Origin of the sequence: Corynebacterium glaucum (genome assembly GCF_030408855.1) — a bacterium.
Classification (GTDB): domain Bacteria; phylum Actinomycetota; class Actinomycetes; order Mycobacteriales; family Mycobacteriaceae; genus Corynebacterium; species Corynebacterium glaucum.
This window is the reverse complement of sequence record NZ_CP047358.1, coordinates 972799-991656: the sequence shown is the minus strand read 5'-3', so window position 1 is coordinate 991656 and position 18858 is coordinate 972799. Positions and strand designations below refer to the sequence as shown.

General features: G+C 63.6%; 13 protein-coding genes. 6 read left to right on the top strand and 7 right to left on the bottom strand.

Features of this window, described 5'->3' with window-relative positions; translation table 11 throughout:
* Positions 1 to 42 precede the first annotated feature (42 nt).
* Positions 43 to 1428 carry an SIR2 family protein gene (locus tag CGLAUT_RS04880; RefSeq protein ID WP_290186670.1) on the top strand — a complete coding sequence of 462 codons (1386 nt, stop codon included), beginning with the start codon at positions 43 to 45 and terminating at the stop codon, positions 1426 to 1428.
* On the opposite strand, the gene CGLAUT_RS04875 is transcribed toward CGLAUT_RS04880, so the two are convergent.
* From CGLAUT_RS04875 to CGLAUT_RS04855, 5 genes are all read right to left on the bottom strand, one after another.
* Positions 1425 to 2624 (bottom strand): ATP-binding cassette domain-containing protein, encoded by a 1200-nt coding sequence (locus CGLAUT_RS04875; protein WP_290186669.1) that lies wholly within the window; start codon positions 2622 to 2624, stop codon positions 1425 to 1427. The genes CGLAUT_RS04880 and CGLAUT_RS04875 overlap by 4 nt on opposite strands.
* Entirely contained in the window at positions 2615 to 3295 is a 681-nt protein-coding gene (locus tag CGLAUT_RS04870; protein ID WP_290186667.1) for an energy-coupling factor transporter transmembrane component T family protein, read from the bottom strand. The genes CGLAUT_RS04875 and CGLAUT_RS04870 overlap by 10 nt, the downstream gene beginning before the upstream one ends.
* 18 nt (positions 3296 to 3313) lie before the next feature.
* Positions 3314 to 4105, bottom strand: a complete 792-nt coding sequence (locus CGLAUT_RS04865) for an ECF transporter S component (RefSeq protein WP_290187030.1) — start codon at positions 4103 to 4105, stop codon at positions 3314 to 3316.
* A 196-nt stretch (positions 4106 to 4301) separates the two neighbouring features.
* Positions 4302 to 5300, bottom strand: a complete 999-nt coding sequence (locus CGLAUT_RS04860) for a nucleoside hydrolase (RefSeq protein ID WP_290186665.1) — start codon at positions 5298 to 5300, stop codon at positions 4302 to 4304.
* Positions 5297 to 6511, bottom strand: coding sequence for an MFS transporter (locus CGLAUT_RS04855; RefSeq protein ID WP_290186663.1), 1215 nt, complete (start codon positions 6509 to 6511; stop codon positions 5297 to 5299). Before CGLAUT_RS04855 ends, CGLAUT_RS04860 begins: the two co-directional genes overlap by 4 nt.
* Before the next feature lie 112 nt (positions 6512 to 6623).
* Here CGLAUT_RS04855 and CGLAUT_RS04850 point away from each other — a divergent pair, with 112 nt between their 5' ends.
* A complete protein-coding gene (locus CGLAUT_RS04850; protein WP_290186661.1) occupies positions 6624 to 7112 on the top strand; it encodes a hypothetical protein in 489 nt (162 codons plus the stop codon).
* Between the two features lie 51 nt (positions 7113 to 7163).
* Here the strand turns inward: CGLAUT_RS04850 and CGLAUT_RS04845 are convergent, their stop codons facing one another.
* Positions 7164 to 8102, bottom strand: a complete 939-nt coding sequence (locus CGLAUT_RS04845) for a hypothetical protein (protein WP_290186659.1) — start codon at positions 8100 to 8102, stop codon at positions 7164 to 7166.
* Positions 8103 to 8215: 113 nt separating this feature from the next.
* Positions 8216 to 9814: a carboxylesterase/lipase family protein gene (locus CGLAUT_RS04840; RefSeq protein WP_095659728.1), complete on the bottom strand. Its 1599-nt coding sequence runs from the start codon at positions 9812 to 9814 to the stop codon at positions 8216 to 8218.
* A gap of 125 nt (positions 9815 to 9939) precedes the next feature.
* On the opposite strand from CGLAUT_RS04840, the gene CGLAUT_RS04835 reads away from it, so the two are divergent.
* The 4 genes from CGLAUT_RS04835 to CGLAUT_RS04820 all read left to right on the top strand — a co-directional run bounded on the left by CGLAUT_RS04835 (position 9940) and on the right by CGLAUT_RS04820 (position 18803).
* Positions 9940 to 10980 carry a hypothetical protein gene (locus tag CGLAUT_RS04835; RefSeq protein ID WP_290186658.1) on the top strand — a complete coding sequence of 347 codons (1041 nt, stop codon included), beginning with the start codon at positions 9940 to 9942 and terminating at the stop codon, positions 10978 to 10980.
* A gap of 20 nt (positions 10981 to 11000) precedes the next feature.
* Positions 11001 to 11189, top strand: coding sequence for a hypothetical protein (locus tag CGLAUT_RS04830; RefSeq protein ID WP_290186657.1), 189 nt, complete (start codon positions 11001 to 11003; stop codon positions 11187 to 11189).
* Between the two features lie 28 nt (positions 11190 to 11217).
* Positions 11218 to 14907: an ABC transporter ATP-binding protein gene (locus CGLAUT_RS04825; RefSeq protein WP_343898700.1), complete on the top strand. Its 3690-nt coding sequence runs from the start codon at positions 11218 to 11220 to the stop codon at positions 14905 to 14907.
* A 128-nt stretch (positions 14908 to 15035) separates the two neighbouring features.
* A complete protein-coding gene (locus CGLAUT_RS04820) occupies positions 15036 to 18803 on the top strand; it encodes a multifunctional oxoglutarate decarboxylase/oxoglutarate dehydrogenase thiamine pyrophosphate-binding subunit/dihydrolipoyllysine-residue succinyltransferase subunit (RefSeq protein ID WP_290186655.1) in 3768 nt (1255 codons plus the stop codon).
* Positions 18804 to 18858: the final 55 nt, after the last annotated feature.

Genomic DNA, 18858 nt, shown 5'->3' with positions numbered 1-18858 from the left:
GAGGCCTCAATCTTCGGCCCTAGCCTGAGAGGAAGGACTTAAATGAGCGAAAGTTGCGATGATCACCTCTGCACCATTTGCGGCCCTGATCATGATTTCGATCTGCCACCTAAGATCGTAGAGGCAGCTAAAAAGAGGAAGCTCATTCTCTTTATTGGCGCAGGCGTCAGCACCGAGAATCCCGAGGTAACGCCATCCGGATCCTTTTATCAGATAATTTTGGATGAACTCGGCGAACGAGCTCAGGGAAACGAAGACTTTCCGGACCTTATGACCCTGTACGAGGAAACCTACTCTCGAACGGAACTCATCCAGCAGATATACGAGCGGCTTAGAAACGCCGAACGATTCCGGAACTCTCGATTCCATTCGCAAAGATTTTTTGCCGAGCTCGCCACGATGCCTTATATCGACAAGGTTCTTACAACCAATTGGGACACCAACGTAGAGGACCTTTGCGGTGCGACCCCCTTTATTACGGGCGAGGATGTCGCGCTATGGGATGTCGCTGATCGAAAAGTGTTAAAGATCCATGGTTCAATCTCCAATTTAGGCACAATTATCGCCACTAGCGACGATTACGAGCGTAATTTCGAAACCCTTTCAAAAGGGGTGATGGGCGCCCAGCTCAAGACCTCATTTGCTACCGATACGGTTGTTTTCGTTGGCTACTCTCTGCGAGACTGGAACATTTTGCAGCTTTACTCCGATTTAATCGCAGACCTAGGTATGGCGGCTCCACGATCATTCAAAGTGTCGCCCAGCGCGGCGCCGGACCCGAATTTGCCTTCCGTGGAACCTATACGGACGAGTGGCATTCACTTTCTGCGCACGCTCAAGAAGAAAATGCTCAATGAAGGTTACTTGGACGACAGGATTTACGATCGCGCCGACGAGCTTTACGCTGCCTCTTGCGACTTGGACCCGCGGGAGTGCCGAGAGATCGACCCGCACGAGTTTCCAGAAGTGATCTATGCATGGTTCTACAATGACGGGATTCGAGATGCGTTAGATCGAATCTCGCGATTCCGGCCCACGGGGATGTACTCAGACAAGAAGATCGTTCTTGACCGCCTTTACTCCTACGATGTGATAATTTCGCGTGCAATAGAACAGGGAAAGTTCGGTGACGCCGCTTACTTAACCGGCTACTCGGATGGGTTGGCCGTTCTCATTGAAGCCTCGCAGCAATACTGCTCTGAATGCTCAGGGGAGGTGAAGGAGGAGGAGGAGCCGCTGGTACCTATATTCCAATACGATTCAGGCCAGCAAATCCAAAACCTCCAGGAATTGGCAGGTTACCTAAGGGAGGGCTCTGACAAGAATTCAGAATCCTACAAATGGGCCGAATCACGAGTTGAGCATCTACCCAAGGGCTTCGTACTAAGCCACACCGGCGAACTAACTACTGACTTCGATCTCGATTAGGCTTCTACCAAGGTAGAGGCCGCGACGTGGGTGTACACGCCAACCTCCGCGGCGAAGGTCTCGTCGTGGCAGGTCATGATGATCGCTTGGCCGTTTGCGAGTGCGTCGGCGATGAGGGCGTGGGCGCGCTCGCGGCCGGGGGCGTCGAGGCCGACGTTGGGCTCATCGAGGAGTACGAGCTGGCGGCCTTGCGCAAAAACTTGGGCGAGCTGTGCGAGGCGCAGGTGCGCAGCCGGGAGGTCGAGTGGGTGGGATTCCGGGTCGAGGACGATGCCGGGCAGCGAGCCAACCGGTTCTGCGAGAAGCGCTAGCGCTTCGTCTGAATCGACGAAAGCACACACCGTTGATTCCGCAAGTTGGTCGGCGGCGCGCTGGAGCGCGAGCGACACGGTGATGCCGTGGGTCTTCTCCAAGCCCGGATTGTCGTCGAGCCCAGCGAGCGCGCGAAGCAGGGTTGTCTTGCCGGCACCGTTCGCACCGCGGAGCCAAACGACCTCGCCCGGGCGCGCGACCAGGTGGATCGGGCCTGCAGTGAAGACCGGTTCTTCCGCGCCGCGGAATTGCCACCACTTCCGCTTCTTACCGCCGCGGGTCGCGGCCACCTCCCCGAGGTCGAGCGCGGGAAGATCCGGCGGCGTGACTTTAGCGGGCAAGACCGGTGCGGTTGGGGGTTGGGTATGGGGTTGTAACGAGGCGTCGATAAGCGTGAACTGCTCCCCTGCCATGCGGGGGCGGGTGCCGAGCAGGACGAGCTTGGAAGGTAGCGACCTGAGGAGTGTGGCGATGCGGGCGGCGGAGTCGGGATCGAGGCCGGCGAAGGGGTCGTCGAGCACGAGGATTTCGGGTTCGAGGATGGCGACGGCGGCGATGGCGAGGCGGCGGGTTTGGCCGCCGGAGAGTTTGGTGGGGTTGTGCTCCGTGAGCTCGGCAAGGCCGGCGGCGGCGAGGATAGCTTCGCAACGTGCCTGCATATCCTCGCGGGGGACGCCGTGTTGCTCGAGGCCGATGGCGACCTCTTCGATGACGGTGTCGCGCAGGAAGGTGATGTGGGCGATGGGGTCTTGGCCGACGACGGCGGCGTGGGGCCAGGACTCGTGAATCTGGTTGGCCAGGGTGGTCAGGCCGGAACCGGAATTGCCGATGATCTCGACGATGTCGTGGCGCTCGAGGGCTTCGATGAGCGGAGTCAGATCCATACGACCACCGCGATGCAGATGAGTGGGAGCAGCCAGCGGATGGCGCGCTGGAGCTGGGAATCGTGCACGGGACGCAACACGGTGCGGCGGCCCTCGAGGTTGTAGCCTGCTGTCTCCAGTGCGCGGCCGCGGGATGCGGCCTGGGTGAGCAGCTCGGTGAGCACCGGCATAGCCAGGTTGGGCACGACCGTTTTGAAGGTGATCGGGCGGGCTTTGAGGGCGTTCGCGTCGCTGGTGATGCTGACCCGCTGCGCGCCTTGGGGGAACAATTGCAGCGTGGAACCGGCTAGGTAGCTCAAGCGGTTTCCGCCGCGCAGAATTTGCAGGGCTTTGGCTAGCTCGGTGATGCAGATGAACGTGCCAGCGGCGAGGACGCAGGACATTAGCGCGATGAAGCGGAGCGCGAGCTCGCCGGCGACGAGCAAACCGTCTGCGGTGACCAGCGGTACGATCCGCTGCTCGCCGTAGGGGGCGTGGATAAGCACCATCGACAGGGCTACCGGAACCGCGAGCGCAGCGACAGCGACGATGAGGGAGACGTTGCGGGTCTTAGCGGTGCCAAGGATCAACGAGGCAATAATGATTGCCGCCGAGGCCACCGGGGTAGTGATCCCCATTGTGAGGATCCAGCCGGAGGCCGCGACGGCGAGGGCGGTGAGCGGGTTGACCACGGGCGATTGTTCGAGGACTTAAACGGTGGCGGCGACGGCGCCCTTCGAGCCCAAACCTTCGCGCGGTGCGAAGGCGTCGACTGTTTTCTTCGGCAGTGCCTTCACAGTGAAGTAGCCGATGAGCATCACGATGACCTTGTCAATCGGGTCAGAGATGAACGCCTGCGTGGTTACAGACGCGATCAGGGACTGGCCCATTTCGCGGAACAGGCTCACCAGCGCACCCGTACCCACACCGGCGGTACCGCCGTACACAAACGCGGCGACCGGTGCCGCAACAGCGCCACCGATTAAACCCAGGATCAGGCCGTAAAAGATCACGGTGCCGATGTTCTTGAACGCGTGGAACTTGTGGATGAACAGCCCGGACAGGTACCCAACCAGCGCCGCACCCGCGGCGAACGGCAGCGCCGCCGGGGTGAGCAGGCCCCACACGACGTTGTTCAACGCGCCGGTGGTCATGCCTGCGACCGGGCCGGCAAGCGCAGCGACGATCACGGTGCCAATGGTGTCCAGGTACAGCGGCAAGCCGATCGATCCGACAATCTGGCCGATGAGTGAGTTGATGATCATCGCAATCGGGATCAGACCCAGCGTGCGCGCGGGCAGCACCGGAATGGTCGCGATAAGCAGCAGCACGGTGCCGATGCCATAGCCGGCCAGGGTGATGATGCCCTGGGTCGAATCAGTGACGTTCTCCCACTCGGTCGGGCGGGCGAGCACCACGTAGAGCCAGGTAGCGGCGATGACGGCGGCACCGGCGATGACGAGCGCACGGCGAACGGGGGTCCATTCGGCGCCGGGGCGCATGGGCATGCCGGCAGGCTGGCCGGCGGCACCCGCAGCGCCGGCAGGGGTGGAAATGTGTGACATGAAAACTCCGTAGCGAAGAGTCGGAACGACAGCAACGCGCCCACGCGCCTATGTCACCTCGGTCGCGCGGGCGTACTGATCTGGCAGTGTATCAGCGACAACGCCAGCAGCGCGAACGAAAGCAGCGCGAACCCTAGTCCTCCGCCTTGCGGTGGTAGCCGGCAGCCAACCCGGCATCGCCGGCGGCGAACTGCGCGTGGATCTCGCAGGCGCGCTCGAACTCCGCCCACGCCCCCGCCACGTCGGCCTGCTCAACCACGCGCGCGTTGGGTTCGCGCTCCCACATCCTCCGCAAGTCGGCGGCCACGGTGCCTCGCAGGAGTGCGGAGGTGGGCTCGACGTCGAGCGTCGTTAAGCAAACTGTGCTCTCAACCTTGCCCAGTGCGATGAGCACGGTGAGCAAGTCGTGGATCTGCGCGCGGTAGCCCTCCCCTACCTCCTGGTGAAACTCGAAGTAGAACCGGGTGATTTCCGCAAGGTTCGCGGCAATCGGAGCTTGCCCAAGCTTATCGACGACCCCTTGCAACCGCCCCGGCTCAAGCAACATCTGTTCCGTGGCGTTGAGCGGGCAAAGGGTGATCGGGGTGCGCGCGGTGCTAAAGACCTCGGCGGCGGCGTGGGGATCGACCCAGAAGTTCCACTCCGCGGTGGGCGTGGTGTTACCGGGATAGTTCACCGCCCCGCCCATGACCGTGATGTGCCGCAGCGCGTGGAAGTGCTGCGGGTGCAGGCGGGCGAAGGCGGCGAGGTTGGTCATGGGCCCGGTGACGATGAGGTGGAGGTCCTCCGTGCCGCGCTCGATGGCGTCGATCCAGAGCAGGTCCCAGTCGGTATCGACGTGGCGCTGCGGCGCGGTGATGTAGCCCAGGCCCGTCTCTCCGTGGGTTTCGGGCGTGGTGGTCAGCTCGACCTCGAGCGGACCCGGCACACCGGCAGCGATCGGCACCGTGGTCAGGCCGCATTGGGCCAGCACGAAGGCGGCGTTTTGCGCGCACTGCTCCGCCTCGACGTTGCCGGCGGTGGTAGTAACGCAATCCAGCTCGAGCTCGCCCGCGTGGTTGGCGGCGGCGAGGTAGATCAGGGCGTAGGTGTCGTCGATGCCGGGGTCGCAGTCAAAGATGACGCGGGTCATTTCGCTCCTTTGGTCGAGTTGGTCGCGGTCTCTTTGCCCAGGATGGCGAAGGTGACAAGCGAGATGCCGAGCAGCGCGCCGCAGAGACCAAAGGCGGCGCCGAAGCCAGCGACCTCGGCGACCCAGCCCACCAGGATCGGGGCGAGGATTTGGCCCGCGTCTTGCGTCATTTGGAAGGTGGAGAGCACCTTGCCACCGGAGCGCTCGTTGCCGATGATGTCCGCCAGCGCCGCCTGCGTGGACGGTGCCATCAGCCCGGAGCCGACACCCGCGATCATCGATAGGATCATCAGCGGCCAGAAGCTCGTGGCCATGCCGAACACCCCGGTCGCCGCGGCGCAGACGATAAGCCCGATGAGGATCATCGGGCGGCGGCCGTGCTGATCGGACAGCCGGCCGGAAAACTGCAGCATGATGGCCATGCCGAGGGCGAACGCCGTGAGCGCAAGCCCGGACTCGGCCGCACCGTGCTCAAAAATCGCGGCGGCGAACAGCGGCAGGACGGCCACTCGCGTACCCATGTTTACAAACCCATTGCTAAACGACGTCGCGAGCAAGGCCTTGTACGTGGGCTGCCGCCACGCGGCGGCGAGCTGCATTGGCGGTTTGTTCGGCGGCAGTGTCTTGCCGCTGTGGCGGCTGTGGGTAAACAGCCACACCACAAACGCCGCGAGCCCCACGCCGATGCCGTAGACGGCAAACGGGATGCGGTACCCCAGAAAGGACAGCGCCGCGCCGATGATGGGGCCGAAGATGTTGCCCAACAGGAAGGATGTGGCGTAGAGGGCGTTCGCACGCCCGCGTATCGACGGATGCGTAACGCGCACGATCAGTGCCTGCGCCGACAGGGTGAACATGGTGGAGCCAAACCCGGCGATGAAGCGCAGGAGCAAAATGTGCCAATAGGCCTGAGCAAACGCCACGAAGAAGGTGGCCACCGCGACGATGAAGAGGCCGGTGAGATAGACCGGGCGCGAGCCGAGTTTGTCGATGAGAATGCCCGCGCCCGGCGCACCGAGCAGGCGCGCAAGTGCGAACGCGGAAATGACCGCGCCGGCAGCGGCCATGGACACGTTGAAGCTGGAGGCGAACTGCGGGAGTACCGGGGCGATAAGGCCGTATCCCAGCGCAATGATGAACGCCGCAGCCACCAAAACCCAGATCGCGCGGGGGATCTCGGGCTTGGCGGCGAGCGCAGGTGCAGTTGTCATATCGCAGTTCACAGTAGTCCCAACTGGGACGAACGTCCGATTCGAGCAGCATTAGAACACGTGTTCTATATTTTGCACCACCTTGTCGAACCTGCGTTCTAGCATGCAGAGCATGTTCAACACTTCAGCAACCACTCCAATCACCACGCCCACCGCTCTTGCCGACGACATTTTGACCCGCTCCCCCGAAACCGTCGACGCACTGCACGCGATCATGCACCACCCGCGCTCGCTGTCCCGCCCTTCAGCCACCTGGCGCCCGCCGGTGAAGACGCTCCCCCGCACCGGCGGAAGCGAACAGCTCACCGCCGCGGTGACGCGCCGGCGAGTTGGACCTCGGGCACGCGCCCGCATACGCGGATACGGGCAAACGCAGGTGCCCGCCTACCTGATTGAGCTGCGCATCACCGACCCATCAGGGCTTCCGGTCGATCGCCGGGTCGCCGAGGCGTGGGTGCGCGCACTGGTGCCGGATGAGGCGATTGAAGCCGTGCACGAGCTGCCGGCGACACGAGCCGCCAACTATGTGTGGCTGGTGGACGGGCAGTTCAATCCAATCGAGTCGCCGTCGTCAATGTTCGAGGGACTCGTCGCCGCGTAGCCCTGTTGCTGCGTAGCCCTGTTGAGGCTTAGCGCAGTTAAACCTCGTCTACTAAACCTCGTCTTCGTTATCGATGGCGTCGTCCGGGTCAATGCCTGTTGGCCCGTCAACACCGTCGGCGCTTGCTTCTTCGGAATCCGTGATTACGCGGCTGCCAGCGCCGTGTGCGTCGTCAGCGTCGGCGTCGGGGGCGGTGACGGTTTCGGGGTCGTCATCCTCGCTATCGTCCTCGTAATCGTCTTCGTCGTCATCGTCATCGCGACCGAAGATGTCGTAGACGTCGGGCTCGTCGAAGTCGTCATCGATCGGGAGGAGCTGCGATTCCCAATCCTCCGCCTGATCCGCGGCGAGCGAGAGCACCTCGAAGAGGCGGTCAAAGTCCGTGAACTGACCAAGGTCCAGCACCTCGGAATCATCCACCACTTCGTTGTGGATGGCCTGGAACAGGCGGACACGGTCCTCGTCGGTCAGCTCGGCGTCGCCGTCGGACTCCCACAGCTCGCCGATCGCCTCATCCATCATGTCCTCGTAGGAGTCAGACAGAGCGACGAACTCGACCTTCGCGCACGGCACGCCATCGACAACCTCCACGAGCACCTGCAGCTCCGCGTTCTCGCCGATTTCGGCACGCACCATCTGCGGGTTGACGCTGTCCTGGAAGAACTCGAGATCAACAATGCGCTCGTCGGTGCCCTCGAGGAGGTCGCGCAGGACGGTGAGCACCTGGTCGGTTGCCATGTGGTCAGCGACTGTCTGGACCGCATCCTCTGCGGAAAAGACCACAGAGACCAAAACAGCCTCGAACTCGTCGTCATCTTCATCAACATCAGCCGCCGCGACGTAGACGTTGGCCGCGGGAAGATGCGGGTCGATCTCAACAAACTGGATCTCCACGTCGGCCGTGATCGGAACGAACATGGTCTCGTCATGCACGCGCGATTCAATACCCTCGCGGTCCAGGGCGGCGGCGATGTCCTCAAAGAAGCTCATGATTGTCTGCCCTGCCTTCCTTCCTCGGCTTACCCACGAACTTTACGTCAGGCTTGAACTAGCCTAGCCAGGAAACCTGCGACAGGTGTGCCAACTGGAAAAATGCTCAACGCTTAATCGCCGACTCGGTCGCCTGTCAACGTTTCCAGCACGTCAAAGCCGAAAAACTCGGCAAGCGGCTCCATGAGATCGGCGCGATTGTTGCCCCACTCCCGCATGTCGAATCCTTCCCAAGCGCGCCGCTGATCCGCCTTTGGGTCCAGCTCCACGTACGGCTCGCTGTCGAAGACGACGGTGGCTCGCCCAGGCCGCTCCTCGTCGCGGAACCCGTAGGCTGGCCACCCCTCTCCCGGTTGACCGGAGTGGAAGAACGAGCCCCAGTGATACTGCATTATCCGGCTGACTTCCTCGAAGCCCTCCTTCGACCCGAACCGATCGATCTTGGACGCGCGGGTGGAGTTCGGATCACCGAACACTGCGACCAAATCGGAGGTGTGCATCGCGCCAAGGCCGAGCTTGCGCATCGTGGCAGACGCATATTCAAAGCGGTACATCCAGGTCGGCGCGACGCGGCGGTGAGAGGTTGCCAGCATCACCGACGGCGCCCAGAACACCGCATCGGCGATCAGGTCAGCGAAGTCCGCGCGGCCACCCACATAGCCGTATGCCTCAAGCACTTGGTGAGCATTGTCGGGGTCGTATACGTCCAGTGCCCGGCGCGCGGCGCGCTGACGCTGACCTGTGGTTTGATACATCGTCTTGGCAAAGCTGGCTTCGTCCGAGTTGGTGCCGATGATCAGCGGCACCGGCGCCTGATCGCCGTTCTCGAAGATGTCGATCGGATGCTGCGGCAGCGTCACACTATCCACGGTCGGCATGAAGCTTGTGTTGAACTGCACCAGCTCTTTGCCGTTGAGCAGCATTGACTGCCCCGTGCGCACGAGGTCCTCTGCATCGGCGGCACGCAGGTCCTCCAGGGTGGAAAGCCGAGACATCCCCATACCGTCGAGAAGCTGGCGCACCCACATCGATGCCTGGACGCGCGAGTGCACCGACGCGCTCGGCGGCGATTGCGCGATGCCGCCGTGGAATAACCCGCGCGCGGCCGGGGCGCACATGAGGTGGGTCACCGCTGCGCCACCAGCAGATTCACCCATGATGGTCACCCGGTTCGGATCACCACCGAAGTTGGCGATGTTGTCGCGCACCCACTCGAGCGACTGGATCTGATCCCAGATCGCAGGGTTTGCCACGCAGTCGTCGCCGATCGAGCGGAAATCGAGATAGCCCAGTACGCCGAGGCGGAAGTTCACCGAAACGTAAACAATGTCGGTCGCCTGCGCCAGAAAGTGCCCGCGAAGCACCTTCTCATTGCTTGCGCCGGTGACAAACGTGCCGCCGTGGAAGTACACCACCACCGGAAGTTCGTCGTCAGTGTCGGGGCGCACAATGTCCAAGGTGAGGCAGTCTTCCGTGCCGTAGACGGCGTCGCGCCAACTGAACACGCCCTGCATCGCGGGCGGAGCGAACCTGGATGCGTCACGCACTCCCTGCCACGGTTCCGCCGGACGCGGAACGCGAAAGCGGTGCTCCCCCGCCGTCGTTGCGCCGTACGGCACACCACGCCACGTACGGACCCCGGTGCGAGAATGGATGATGCCGCCGACGGTGCCCGCGGTGGTGGGCACTTCGAGGTGGGGGGCATCAGACATGCCCTATAGCGTAGCTCTAAAGATTACAATTCAATCTCTGCTGCAATGGGGCGGACTGTGCATCCGCTGAGGAGTTCGCGATGCCCCGTACACTGATGCCACCCCATCTAAGGAGAAATCTGCACATGTTTGGACGCTCCAAAGGCGACACCAATAGCGACCACGCTGCACTCGATACCCGCGAGGAAACGCCGCAGGAAATCATCACAGACGTTTTGTCTTCCGATCCTGCACGTTTGCAGGAAGAAGCGGGCATGATCGGCCGGGCGTTTATCAGTGCCGTCGATACTGCAGTGCATCTGCAGACTGGCACGATCCGGGCTTACGTGAACTGGCTCCGCCGCCAGAACCCGGATGCTTCGCCCGAGGAGATCCAGCAGATCATGGCGAAGCACTTCCGTAACACCGTCACCGGAACCGGCGCTGGTGCGGGCGCCGCGGCCGCAGTGCCAGGCGTCGGCATTGTCACCGGCTCCATGGCAATCGCCGGCGAGTCGGTGCTGTTTCTCGACCTCGCCGCGTTCTACACCGTCGCCTCCGCGTACCTGCGCGGCATCGACGTCAAGGATTCTGAACAGCGCCGCGCGATTGTGCTCACCACACTCATGGGCACGCAGGGCTTGGCCATCGTTGAAACATTGCTTGGAGACGAAGCCTCGGACGCGCCCTCCCGCAGCATGCTGGCGAGGTTTTCTGGCCCGACGCTGCAAGAAGCGAACAGCATCCTGACGCGATTCGCCATGCGCTCCATGGGCCGGGGTCTGCGCCGCGCCTGGTTTGGCAAGCTGCTGCCACTGGGCATCGGAGCAATCGCCGGCACCGCGGCGAACCGCAAGCTTGCAGACATCGTGCTCTCCAACACCGCCGACACCCTCGGGCCAGCACCTGCCCGGTTCATTGAGCCGCTGCCCACCAAGGAAGAGGAATCTGCCGAGGAGCAAGAGGTCGAGGCAAAGCTCTCCACCAACCCGCGCGAGTTCGCTGCCTGGATCATGCAGGTGTTCAACCGCGACACCGATGACACCGATGACACCGATGACGCCGACAACAGCGACACCGACACCGACACCGCCGAAGGCAACTCGAGGCGGCGGGGAATACTCGGCCTCGGCAAGCGCTCCGCTGGTACAAACGAGGACAAGTCAAACCGTCGCAACGAGAAGTAGCGGACTGAAGGAGATGCATCATGGCCACCGAGAAGAACTCCGGCCTCGACCCTGAGCTCGAGCGCGAGATCGCAGAGAAGGAAAAGTCGATGGACACCGACACCTTCGACAGCGACGAGGAAGAACGCAGCAAGATGCGCCGCATCTTTGCCAACAGCAAGGCCGACAGCAAGGCGAGGGCGAAAGAAAACGACACCGACACCGAGTAATCCGCCTACCCGGCGGGGTCCGCGCACACTGCTCTCCCGTGCACTGAGAGCCAATGCGGGCCCCGCCGTCGCCGCGTTTGCGGCCGCGGGCTTAAGCGCCATCCTGCAAACGTCCATGCCGGCGCTCACCGGCCGCGCGATCGACATCGCCACCGGCGAATCCGCAGGCGATGTCACCCACATCGTGTGGCTCATAGTTGCCGTCGCTTTGGCCACGTACGCGTTCAACTTTGTCCGGCGCTTCACCTCCGGCCGTCTCGCATCCAATTCGCAGTACTGGCTGCGCGTCGAGTTACTGCGCACCCTCCACCACCTCGATGGCCCCGCGCAGGACACCATCGTCGCCGGCCAAATCGTCTCGCGCTCAATCACAGACCTCAACCAGTTCCACATGGTGCTTGGGTCGGCACCGATGCTGTTCACGCGCGCGCTTCAACTCGGCCTCACTCTCGCGGTCATGTTCGCCATGGACATCCCGCTCACGTTGATGTCGCTGGCGCTGCTGCCGCTGATCCTCTTCGAGGCCAACCGTTCGCGCCGCTTCCTTTACGCCGCCACCTGGGTCAACCAGCAAACGGCCGCGGATCTCACCCAGCACGTTGAAGAAACCGTCTCCGGTGTCCGCGTTGTCAAAGCCTTCGGCCAGGAACAGCGCGAGATCGACACCCTCGACCGCCTCGGCCGTGACCTCTACACGGTGAAAATGCGCACGGCGAAACTCACCGCCCGCTTCCAGCCGCTCCTCGCGCAGCTGCCCAAAGTCGCCCTCGTTGTCACCATCGTCGCCGGCGGCATCACCGCCATCCAAGGCGGCATCAGCATCGGCGCGTTCGTCGCGTTCACCGCGTACCTCACGTCGATGACGTCCCAGCTCGCAATGCTCACCAATCAGTACGTGCGCATCCACATGGGCATGAGCTCCATCGACCGCCTCGACGACGTCCTCCGCCTCACTCCACAAGACTCCCCCGCCACCGACACCGCACCCACCGGCCCTACCGGCATCGCCTTCGACTTCGTCGACTTCACCACCGACGGCCACCAAGTCCTCGACAACTTCAGCCTCAGCGTCGCCCCCGGCGAATCCGTCGCCATCGTCGGCCCGCCCGGCGCAGGCAAAACCATGGCAGTCCAGCTCGCCGGAGGCTTCTACAGCCCGGATCGCGGGAGCATTTCGCTTATCGACGCCTCGTCCAACCGCATTCCCTACCCCGATCTGCCACTCGCCGACATCCGCGGCAAGGTCACGTGCGTCTTCGACGAGGCGTTCCTCTTCTCCGCCTCCGTCTTCGACAACATCGCGCTCGGCGCCGACCCCGAGCTCACCGGAGACGCGCTCGATGCCGCCGTGCGCGAAGCGGCGCGCCTCGCCTGCGCGGACGAGTTCATCGACCGCCTGCCCGACGGCTACGCCACCGAGGTTGGCGAACGCGGACTGACACTTTCCGGCGGCCAGCGCCAACGCCTCGCCCTCGCCCGCGCACTCATCTCGCAGCCCGCGGTGCTCGTGCTCGACGACGCGACCTCAGCCATCGACGCTGAAACCGAAGCCGTCATCCTCGCAAACCTCCGCTCCCATCTCGACGGCGTCACCGTGATCGCGGTGGCGCACCGCCAGTCCACGGTCGACCTCGCCGACCGGGTCGTGGTCATGGACGCCGGCCGCGTCATGGCGGACGGGCCTCGCGACACCATCGTCGAATCGCCCGCGTACACCGACCTCATGGACCCGGGCGCGACCCCGCACATCAGAACCAGCTCAGGTGTGCAACCGGCCCCCACCCATGAGGCTCTCTGGCCCGCCATCGAGCCCACCGCAACCCATCACGTCCTCGCACCCCAGGGCCACGGCGGCGGTGGCGGCGGTGGCGGCGGCCACAACGCCCCGATCAGCGCTACACCGGAACTGCTTGCCCGCGTCGATGCCCTGCCCAACGCCACCGAGCGCCCCGACCTCGCCGAAGCTACCCTCACCCGTCTGCGCACCCCGTCGAGCGAATTCCAGGTGTCCAGCCTCTTCAAGGCGGTGCGCGGCCTCATCGCCGCCACGGTCGCGCTGCTCATCGTCGGCGTCGTCGCCGACCTCGCATTCCCCACCCTCATCCGCGCCGCCATTGACGGCGGCATCGAGCCGCGCAACTCCGACGCCCTTATCACCGTGGGCGCGATCGCGCTCGCAGTGGTGCTCGTCGCCTGGGCGGCCGAAGCGGCGATGACCGTCCTGTCCGCCCGCGCCGGCGAGCGCCTCCTCTACGGCCTGCGTCTGCGCAGCTACGCCCACCTGCAGCAACTGGGCCTGAGCTACTTCGAATCGCGCCTCAGCGGCAAGATCATCACGCGCATGACCACGGACATCGACACGCTGTCGTCGTTTCTCCAAACCGGCCTCGCCCAAGCCATCGTCGCCGCGGGCAGCCTCGTCGGCGTCACCGTGATGCTCGTCGCCACCGACACGCAGCTCACCCTCGTTGCGCTCATCGCGGTGCCGGTCATCATCGCCGCAACCGCGATCTTCCGACGCTTCTCCAAACGCTTCTACACTGAAGCACGCCAGCAGATCTCCATCGTCAACGGCGAGTTCGCCGAACTCATCGGCGGCATCCGCGTCACCCAGATGCACCGCGCCGAAGCCCCGGCAGAGGCCCGCTTCGACGAGATGTCCGACACCTACCGCCGCTTACGCATGCGCACCGTGACGCTGATGGGACTCTACTTCCCCGGCATGCAAGCGATCAGCCAGATCATGACGGCCGCCGTTATCGGCGTCGGCGCGGGCCGCGTCGCCAACGGCGACCTCTCGGTCGGCGTGCTCGTGGCGTTCACCATGTACCTCGGCCAGCTCTACGGCCCAATCCAGCAGCTCGGCCAGATCTTCGACTCGTGGCAGCAAGCCCAGGTCAGCTTCGAGCGCATCACGGAACTGCTCGCAGAGCGCACCACAGTCCCGGATACAGGCACGAAGCCGCAGGCACGGCAGGCAGCCAAGGGAGCTCTTTCGCTTGACGACGTCAGCTTCGCCTACCGCACAGACGGCACCCGCACCGAGAACGTGATTGAGGACATGCGCGTACTCCTCGCGCCCGGCGAGACGGTTGCGCTGGTGGGTCCCACCGGGGCGGGTAAATCGACCGTCGTCAAGCTTCTTGCGAGGTTCTACGACCCGACCGATGGTGAGGTGACTGCCTCGGGGACGAGTGTGGCTGGGTTTCCTTTAGCCGAGTGGCGCCGGGCGCTGGCGCAGGTGCCGCAAGAGTCCTACCTGTTCGAGGGCACGGTGGCTGAGAACATTGCGTACGGGGTGCCGGGGGCGAGCAAGACCGAGATTGAGGCCGCGGTGGCGCGCATAGGGGCCTTGGATGTGATCGCCGCGATTCCCGGCGGGTTCAACGCGCGCGTCGGCGGGCGGGGCCGGGGCTTGAGCTCCGGGCAGCGGCAGATCATCGCGTTGGCGCGCGCGGAGATGCTGGAGCCGGATGTGGTGTTGCTGGATGAGGCGACGGCTACCCTCGACCCGGCGACCGAGGCCGCCGTGCTCAACGCCGCCGATTCCGCCACCGCCGGGCGCACTTCAGTCATCGTTGCGCACCGCTTAGCGACGGCTGCGCGAGCGGACCGCATCGTGGTCATTGACAACGGGCGTATCGTGGAGGACGGCACCCACGAGCAGCTGAAGAATGCGGGCGGAAGGTACGCCGCAATGTGGGCTGCACACCGCTAACCACCATCATCGGGGGTAGCCACAACCCCTCATCGTGAGTTATTGCTACCTATCGTCCCGTTGTCGTGGTTGTTTCACTACCATTGAAACGACGAACGTTCATAGATCAAGGAAGGCGATCACCTGCCGTGAGCAGCGATAACACATTCGGCCAAAACAGCTGGCTGGTCGACGAGATGTTCCAGCAATTCCAGAAGGATCCGAGCTCCGTGGACCAGGAGTGGCGCGAACTTTTTGAGAAGCAGGGCGCACCGAGTACGGCGAAGGGTGGTCCCGCTAGCCCCAAGGCTGAGCAGGTAGCTGCTTCCGACACCGGTACCGGCAAGACCGCCGCTGCGAAGACCGACGAAAAGGTTGCTCGCACCACCGCAGCACCGAGCCAGGACGGCCGCGAAACCAAGGTCGACTCCGCAGCCAAGGCGACCGCGAAGCAGAAGCCTTCAGTACTGCCGAAGCCGAAGAAGTCGCCGCTGGACAACATCGCCAACGTCTCCTACGAGCCGGGCGAGACCCAGCTCAGGGGCGCATTCAAGGCGATTGCGAAGAACATGAACGAGTCGCTTGAGGTGCCGACGGCGACCACCGTGCGCGACATGCCGGTCAAGCTCATGTTTGAAAACCGCGCGCTGGTCAACGACCACCTCAAGCGCACCCGCGGCGGAAAAATCTCGTTTACCCACATCATCGGTTACGCCATTGTCCAGGCCACCAAGCTGCACCCGGACATGAATAAGAATTACCGCGAGGAGGAGAAGAAGTCTTTCGCTGTCCAGCCGGAGCACATTAACCTCGGCCTGGCGATTGACCTGCCGCAAAAAGACGGCTCCCGCTCGCTGGTTGTCGCAGCCATCAAGGAATGCGAGACCCTTAACTTCGAGCAGTTTGTCCGCGCCTACGAAGACATTGTGGACCGCGCCCGCGACGGCAAGCTCACCATGGATGACTTCTCCGGCGTGACCATTCAGCTGACTAACCCGGGCGGCATCGGCACCCGCCACTCCATCCCGCGCCTGACCAAGGGCCAGGGCACCATCGTCGGTGTCGGCGCGATGGACTACCCGGCAGAGTTCGCCGGCGCCTCCGAAGACCGCCTCGCCGAGCTCGGTGTGGGCAAGCTGGTCACCCTCACCTCCACCTACGACCACCGCGTCATCCAGGGCGCAGAGTCCGGTGAGTTCCTGCGCGACATCTCCCAGTTGCTTATCGACGACAAGTTCTGGGACGAGATCTTCGAAGCAATGGAGATCCCCTACGCACCGCTTCGCTGGGCGCAGGACCTGCCGAACACGGGCGTGAACAAAGACACCCGCGTGATGCAGCTTATTCAGGCTTACCGCTCCCGCGGCCACCTGATTGCGGACACCAACCCGCTGAAGTGGCACCAGCCAGGTTTGCCGAAGCCGGACTCGCGTGACCTGCTCATTGAGACCCACGGTTTGACCATCTGGGATCTCGACCGCACCTTCCACGTCGGTGGTTTCGGCGGCAAGGAGCAGATGACGCTGCGCGAGGTGCTCACCCGCCTGCGCGCTGCGTACACCTTGAAGGTGGGTGCGGAGTTCACCCACATCATGGACCGCGACGAGCGCGAGTGGCTGCTCGACCGCATCGAGGCCGGCATGCCGAAGCCGACCCACGCCGAGCAGAAGTACATCCTGCAGAAGCTCAACGCTGCTGAAGCCTTCGAGAACTTCTTGCAGACGAAGTACCTGGGCCAGAAGCGCTTCTCGCTTGAGGGCGCTGAGACCTTGATCCCGCTCATGGATGCCGTGATCGACACCGCCGCAGGCCAAGGCCTCGACGAGGTTGTCATCGGCATGCCGCACCGCGGGCGCCTGAACGTGCTGTTCAACATCGTGGGCAAGCCGGTTGCCACCATCTTCAACGAGTTCGAGGGCAACTTCAAGGCCGCTCAGCAGGGTGGCTCCGGCGACGTGAAGTACCACCTCGGTTTCGAGGGCCAGCACATTCAGATGTTCGGCGACGGCGAGATCAAGGTCTCCCTGGCCGCCAACCCGTCCCACCTCGAGGCCGTCGACCCGGTTCTGGTGGGCATGGCGCGCGCAAAGACCGACCTGCTCAAGCACGAGCAAGGCCGCGAGGACTACCCGGTTGTGCCGATCATGCTGCACGGTGACGCGTCGTTCACCGGCCTGGGCGTGGTTCAGGAGACCCTGAACCTGTCGCGCCTGCCGGGCTACGCTGTCGGCGGCACCGTCCACGTCGTGGTGAACAACCAGATCGGTTTCACCACCACCCCGGACTCCGGCCGTTCCTCCTTCTACGCCACCGATCTGGCGAAGGGTTTCGACTGCCCGGTCTTCCACGTCAACGGCGACGACCCGGAGGCCGCTGCATGGGTTGCCCAGCTGGCCACCGAGTACCGCCGCGAGTTTGGCAAGGACGTCTTCATCGACCTGATCTGCTACCGCCTGCGCGGCCACAACGAGGCTGACGACCCGACGGTGACCCAGCCGATCATGTACGACCGCATTGAGTCGCACCCGTCCGTGCGTACCCGTTACACCAACGACCTCATCGGCCGCGGCGACATCACCGAGGAAGAAGCAGAGATCGCAGCACAGGATTTCCTGGACCAGCTGGACTCGGTCTTCTCCGATGTGAAGTCCACCGAGGGTAAGCCGAGCGAGCAGACCGGCATCACCGAGGCGCAGGAGCTCACCCGCGGCCTGGATACCTCCATCAGCGAGGAGCAGTTCAAGCGCCTGGCGGAGACCTACGCCAACCTGCCGGAGGACTTCACTCCGAACAAGCGCCTCAAGAACGTGCTGAAGAACCGCGGCGGGTCGCTGGAGAACGGCGGCATCGACTGGGGCTGGGGCGAGCTGCTCGCCTACGGCTCCCTGGCCGAGGAGGGCAAGTACGTCCGCCTCATCGGCGAGGACTCCCAGCGCGGTACCTTCACCCAGCGCCACGCGGTGCTCTACAACCCGGACAACGGCGAGGCGTTCAATCCGCTGGATCACAACGCAGTTGAGGCCGACAACGGCGGCCGCTTCGAGGTCTACAACTCCGCCCTGACCGAGTTCGCAGGCCTGGGCTTCGAGTACGGCTACACCATTGCCAACCGCGATGCCGTAGTGGCCTGGGAGGCACAGTTCGGCGACTTCGCCAACGGTGCGCAAACCATCATCGACGAGTACATCTCCTCCGGCGAGACCAAGTGGGGCGAGCTTTCGAGCCTGACCATGCTGCTGCCGCACGGTTACGAGGGACAGGGACCCGACCACTCGTCGGCACGCATTGAGCGCTACCTCCAGCTTGTGGCTGAGGGCTCGATGACCATTGCCCAGCCGTCGACCCCGGCGAACCACTTCCACCTTCTGCGCCGCCAGGCGCTCGGTGAGATGCGTCGCCCGCTGATCGTCTTCACTCCGAAGTCGATGCTGCGCAACAAGGCCGCGGTTTCCCAGCCGGCCGACTTCATCGAGACAGACCGCTTCGAGTCCGTTATTGATGACCCGAATTTTGTATCCCGCGGCAACAAGAAGGTCGACGGCGCGGACTTTGACAAGGTGGAGACCATCCTGCTGTGCTCCGGCAAGATCTACTACGAGCTTGCAAAGCGCAAGGAGAAGGACGGCCGCGACGACGTGGCGATCATCCGCATCGAGATGCTCCACCCGATCCCGTTCAACCGCCTGCGCGACGCGTTCGCGAACTACCCGAACGCGAAGCAGATCCGTTTCGTGCAGGACGAGCCGGCGAACCAGGGTCCGTGGCCGTTCTACAACGAACACCTGCGCGACCTCATCGAGGACATGCCGGAGATGGTGCGCGTGTCCCGCCGCGCGCAGTCCACCACCGCTACCGGTGTGGCCAAGGTGCACCAGCAAGAGGAGCAGGCGCTTGTCGACGAGGCGTTTGCCAAGTAAGCGTTCCCGCCCAGCTCTAGGCGCGTAGCCGTCTAGGCAAAGAACCGGCCCGCAG

Excerpts from the sequence above, each read along its gene's own strand:
- CGLAUT_RS04880 (WP_290186670.1), top strand. The coding sequence starts at position 43 with ATGAGCGAAAGTTGCGATGATCACCTCTGCACCATTTGCGGCCCTGAT.
- CGLAUT_RS04875 (WP_290186669.1), bottom strand. The coding sequence starts at position 2,624 with ATGGATCTGACTCCGCTCATCGAAGCCCTCGAGCGCCACGACATCGTC.
- CGLAUT_RS04865 (WP_290187030.1), bottom strand. The coding sequence starts at position 4,105 with ATGCGCCCCGGCGCCGAATGGACCCCCGTTCGCCGTGCGCTCGTCATC.
- CGLAUT_RS04860 (WP_290186665.1), bottom strand. The coding sequence starts at position 5,300 with ATGACCCGCGTCATCTTTGACTGCGACCCCGGCATCGACGACACCTAC.
- CGLAUT_RS04855 (WP_290186663.1), bottom strand. The coding sequence starts at position 6,511 with ATGACAACTGCACCTGCGCTCGCCGCCAAGCCCGAGATCCCCCGCGCG.
- CGLAUT_RS04850 (WP_290186661.1), top strand. The coding sequence starts at position 6,624 with ATGTTCAACACTTCAGCAACCACTCCAATCACCACGCCCACCGCTCTT.
- CGLAUT_RS04845 (WP_290186659.1), bottom strand. The coding sequence starts at position 8,102 with ATGAGCTTCTTTGAGGACATCGCCGCCGCCCTGGACCGCGAGGGTATT.
- CGLAUT_RS04840 (WP_095659728.1), bottom strand. The coding sequence starts at position 9,814 with ATGTCTGATGCCCCCCACCTCGAAGTGCCCACCACCGCGGGCACCGTC.
- CGLAUT_RS04835 (WP_290186658.1), top strand. The coding sequence starts at position 9,940 with ATGTTTGGACGCTCCAAAGGCGACACCAATAGCGACCACGCTGCACTC.
- CGLAUT_RS04830 (WP_290186657.1), top strand. The coding sequence starts at position 11,001 with ATGGCCACCGAGAAGAACTCCGGCCTCGACCCTGAGCTCGAGCGCGAG.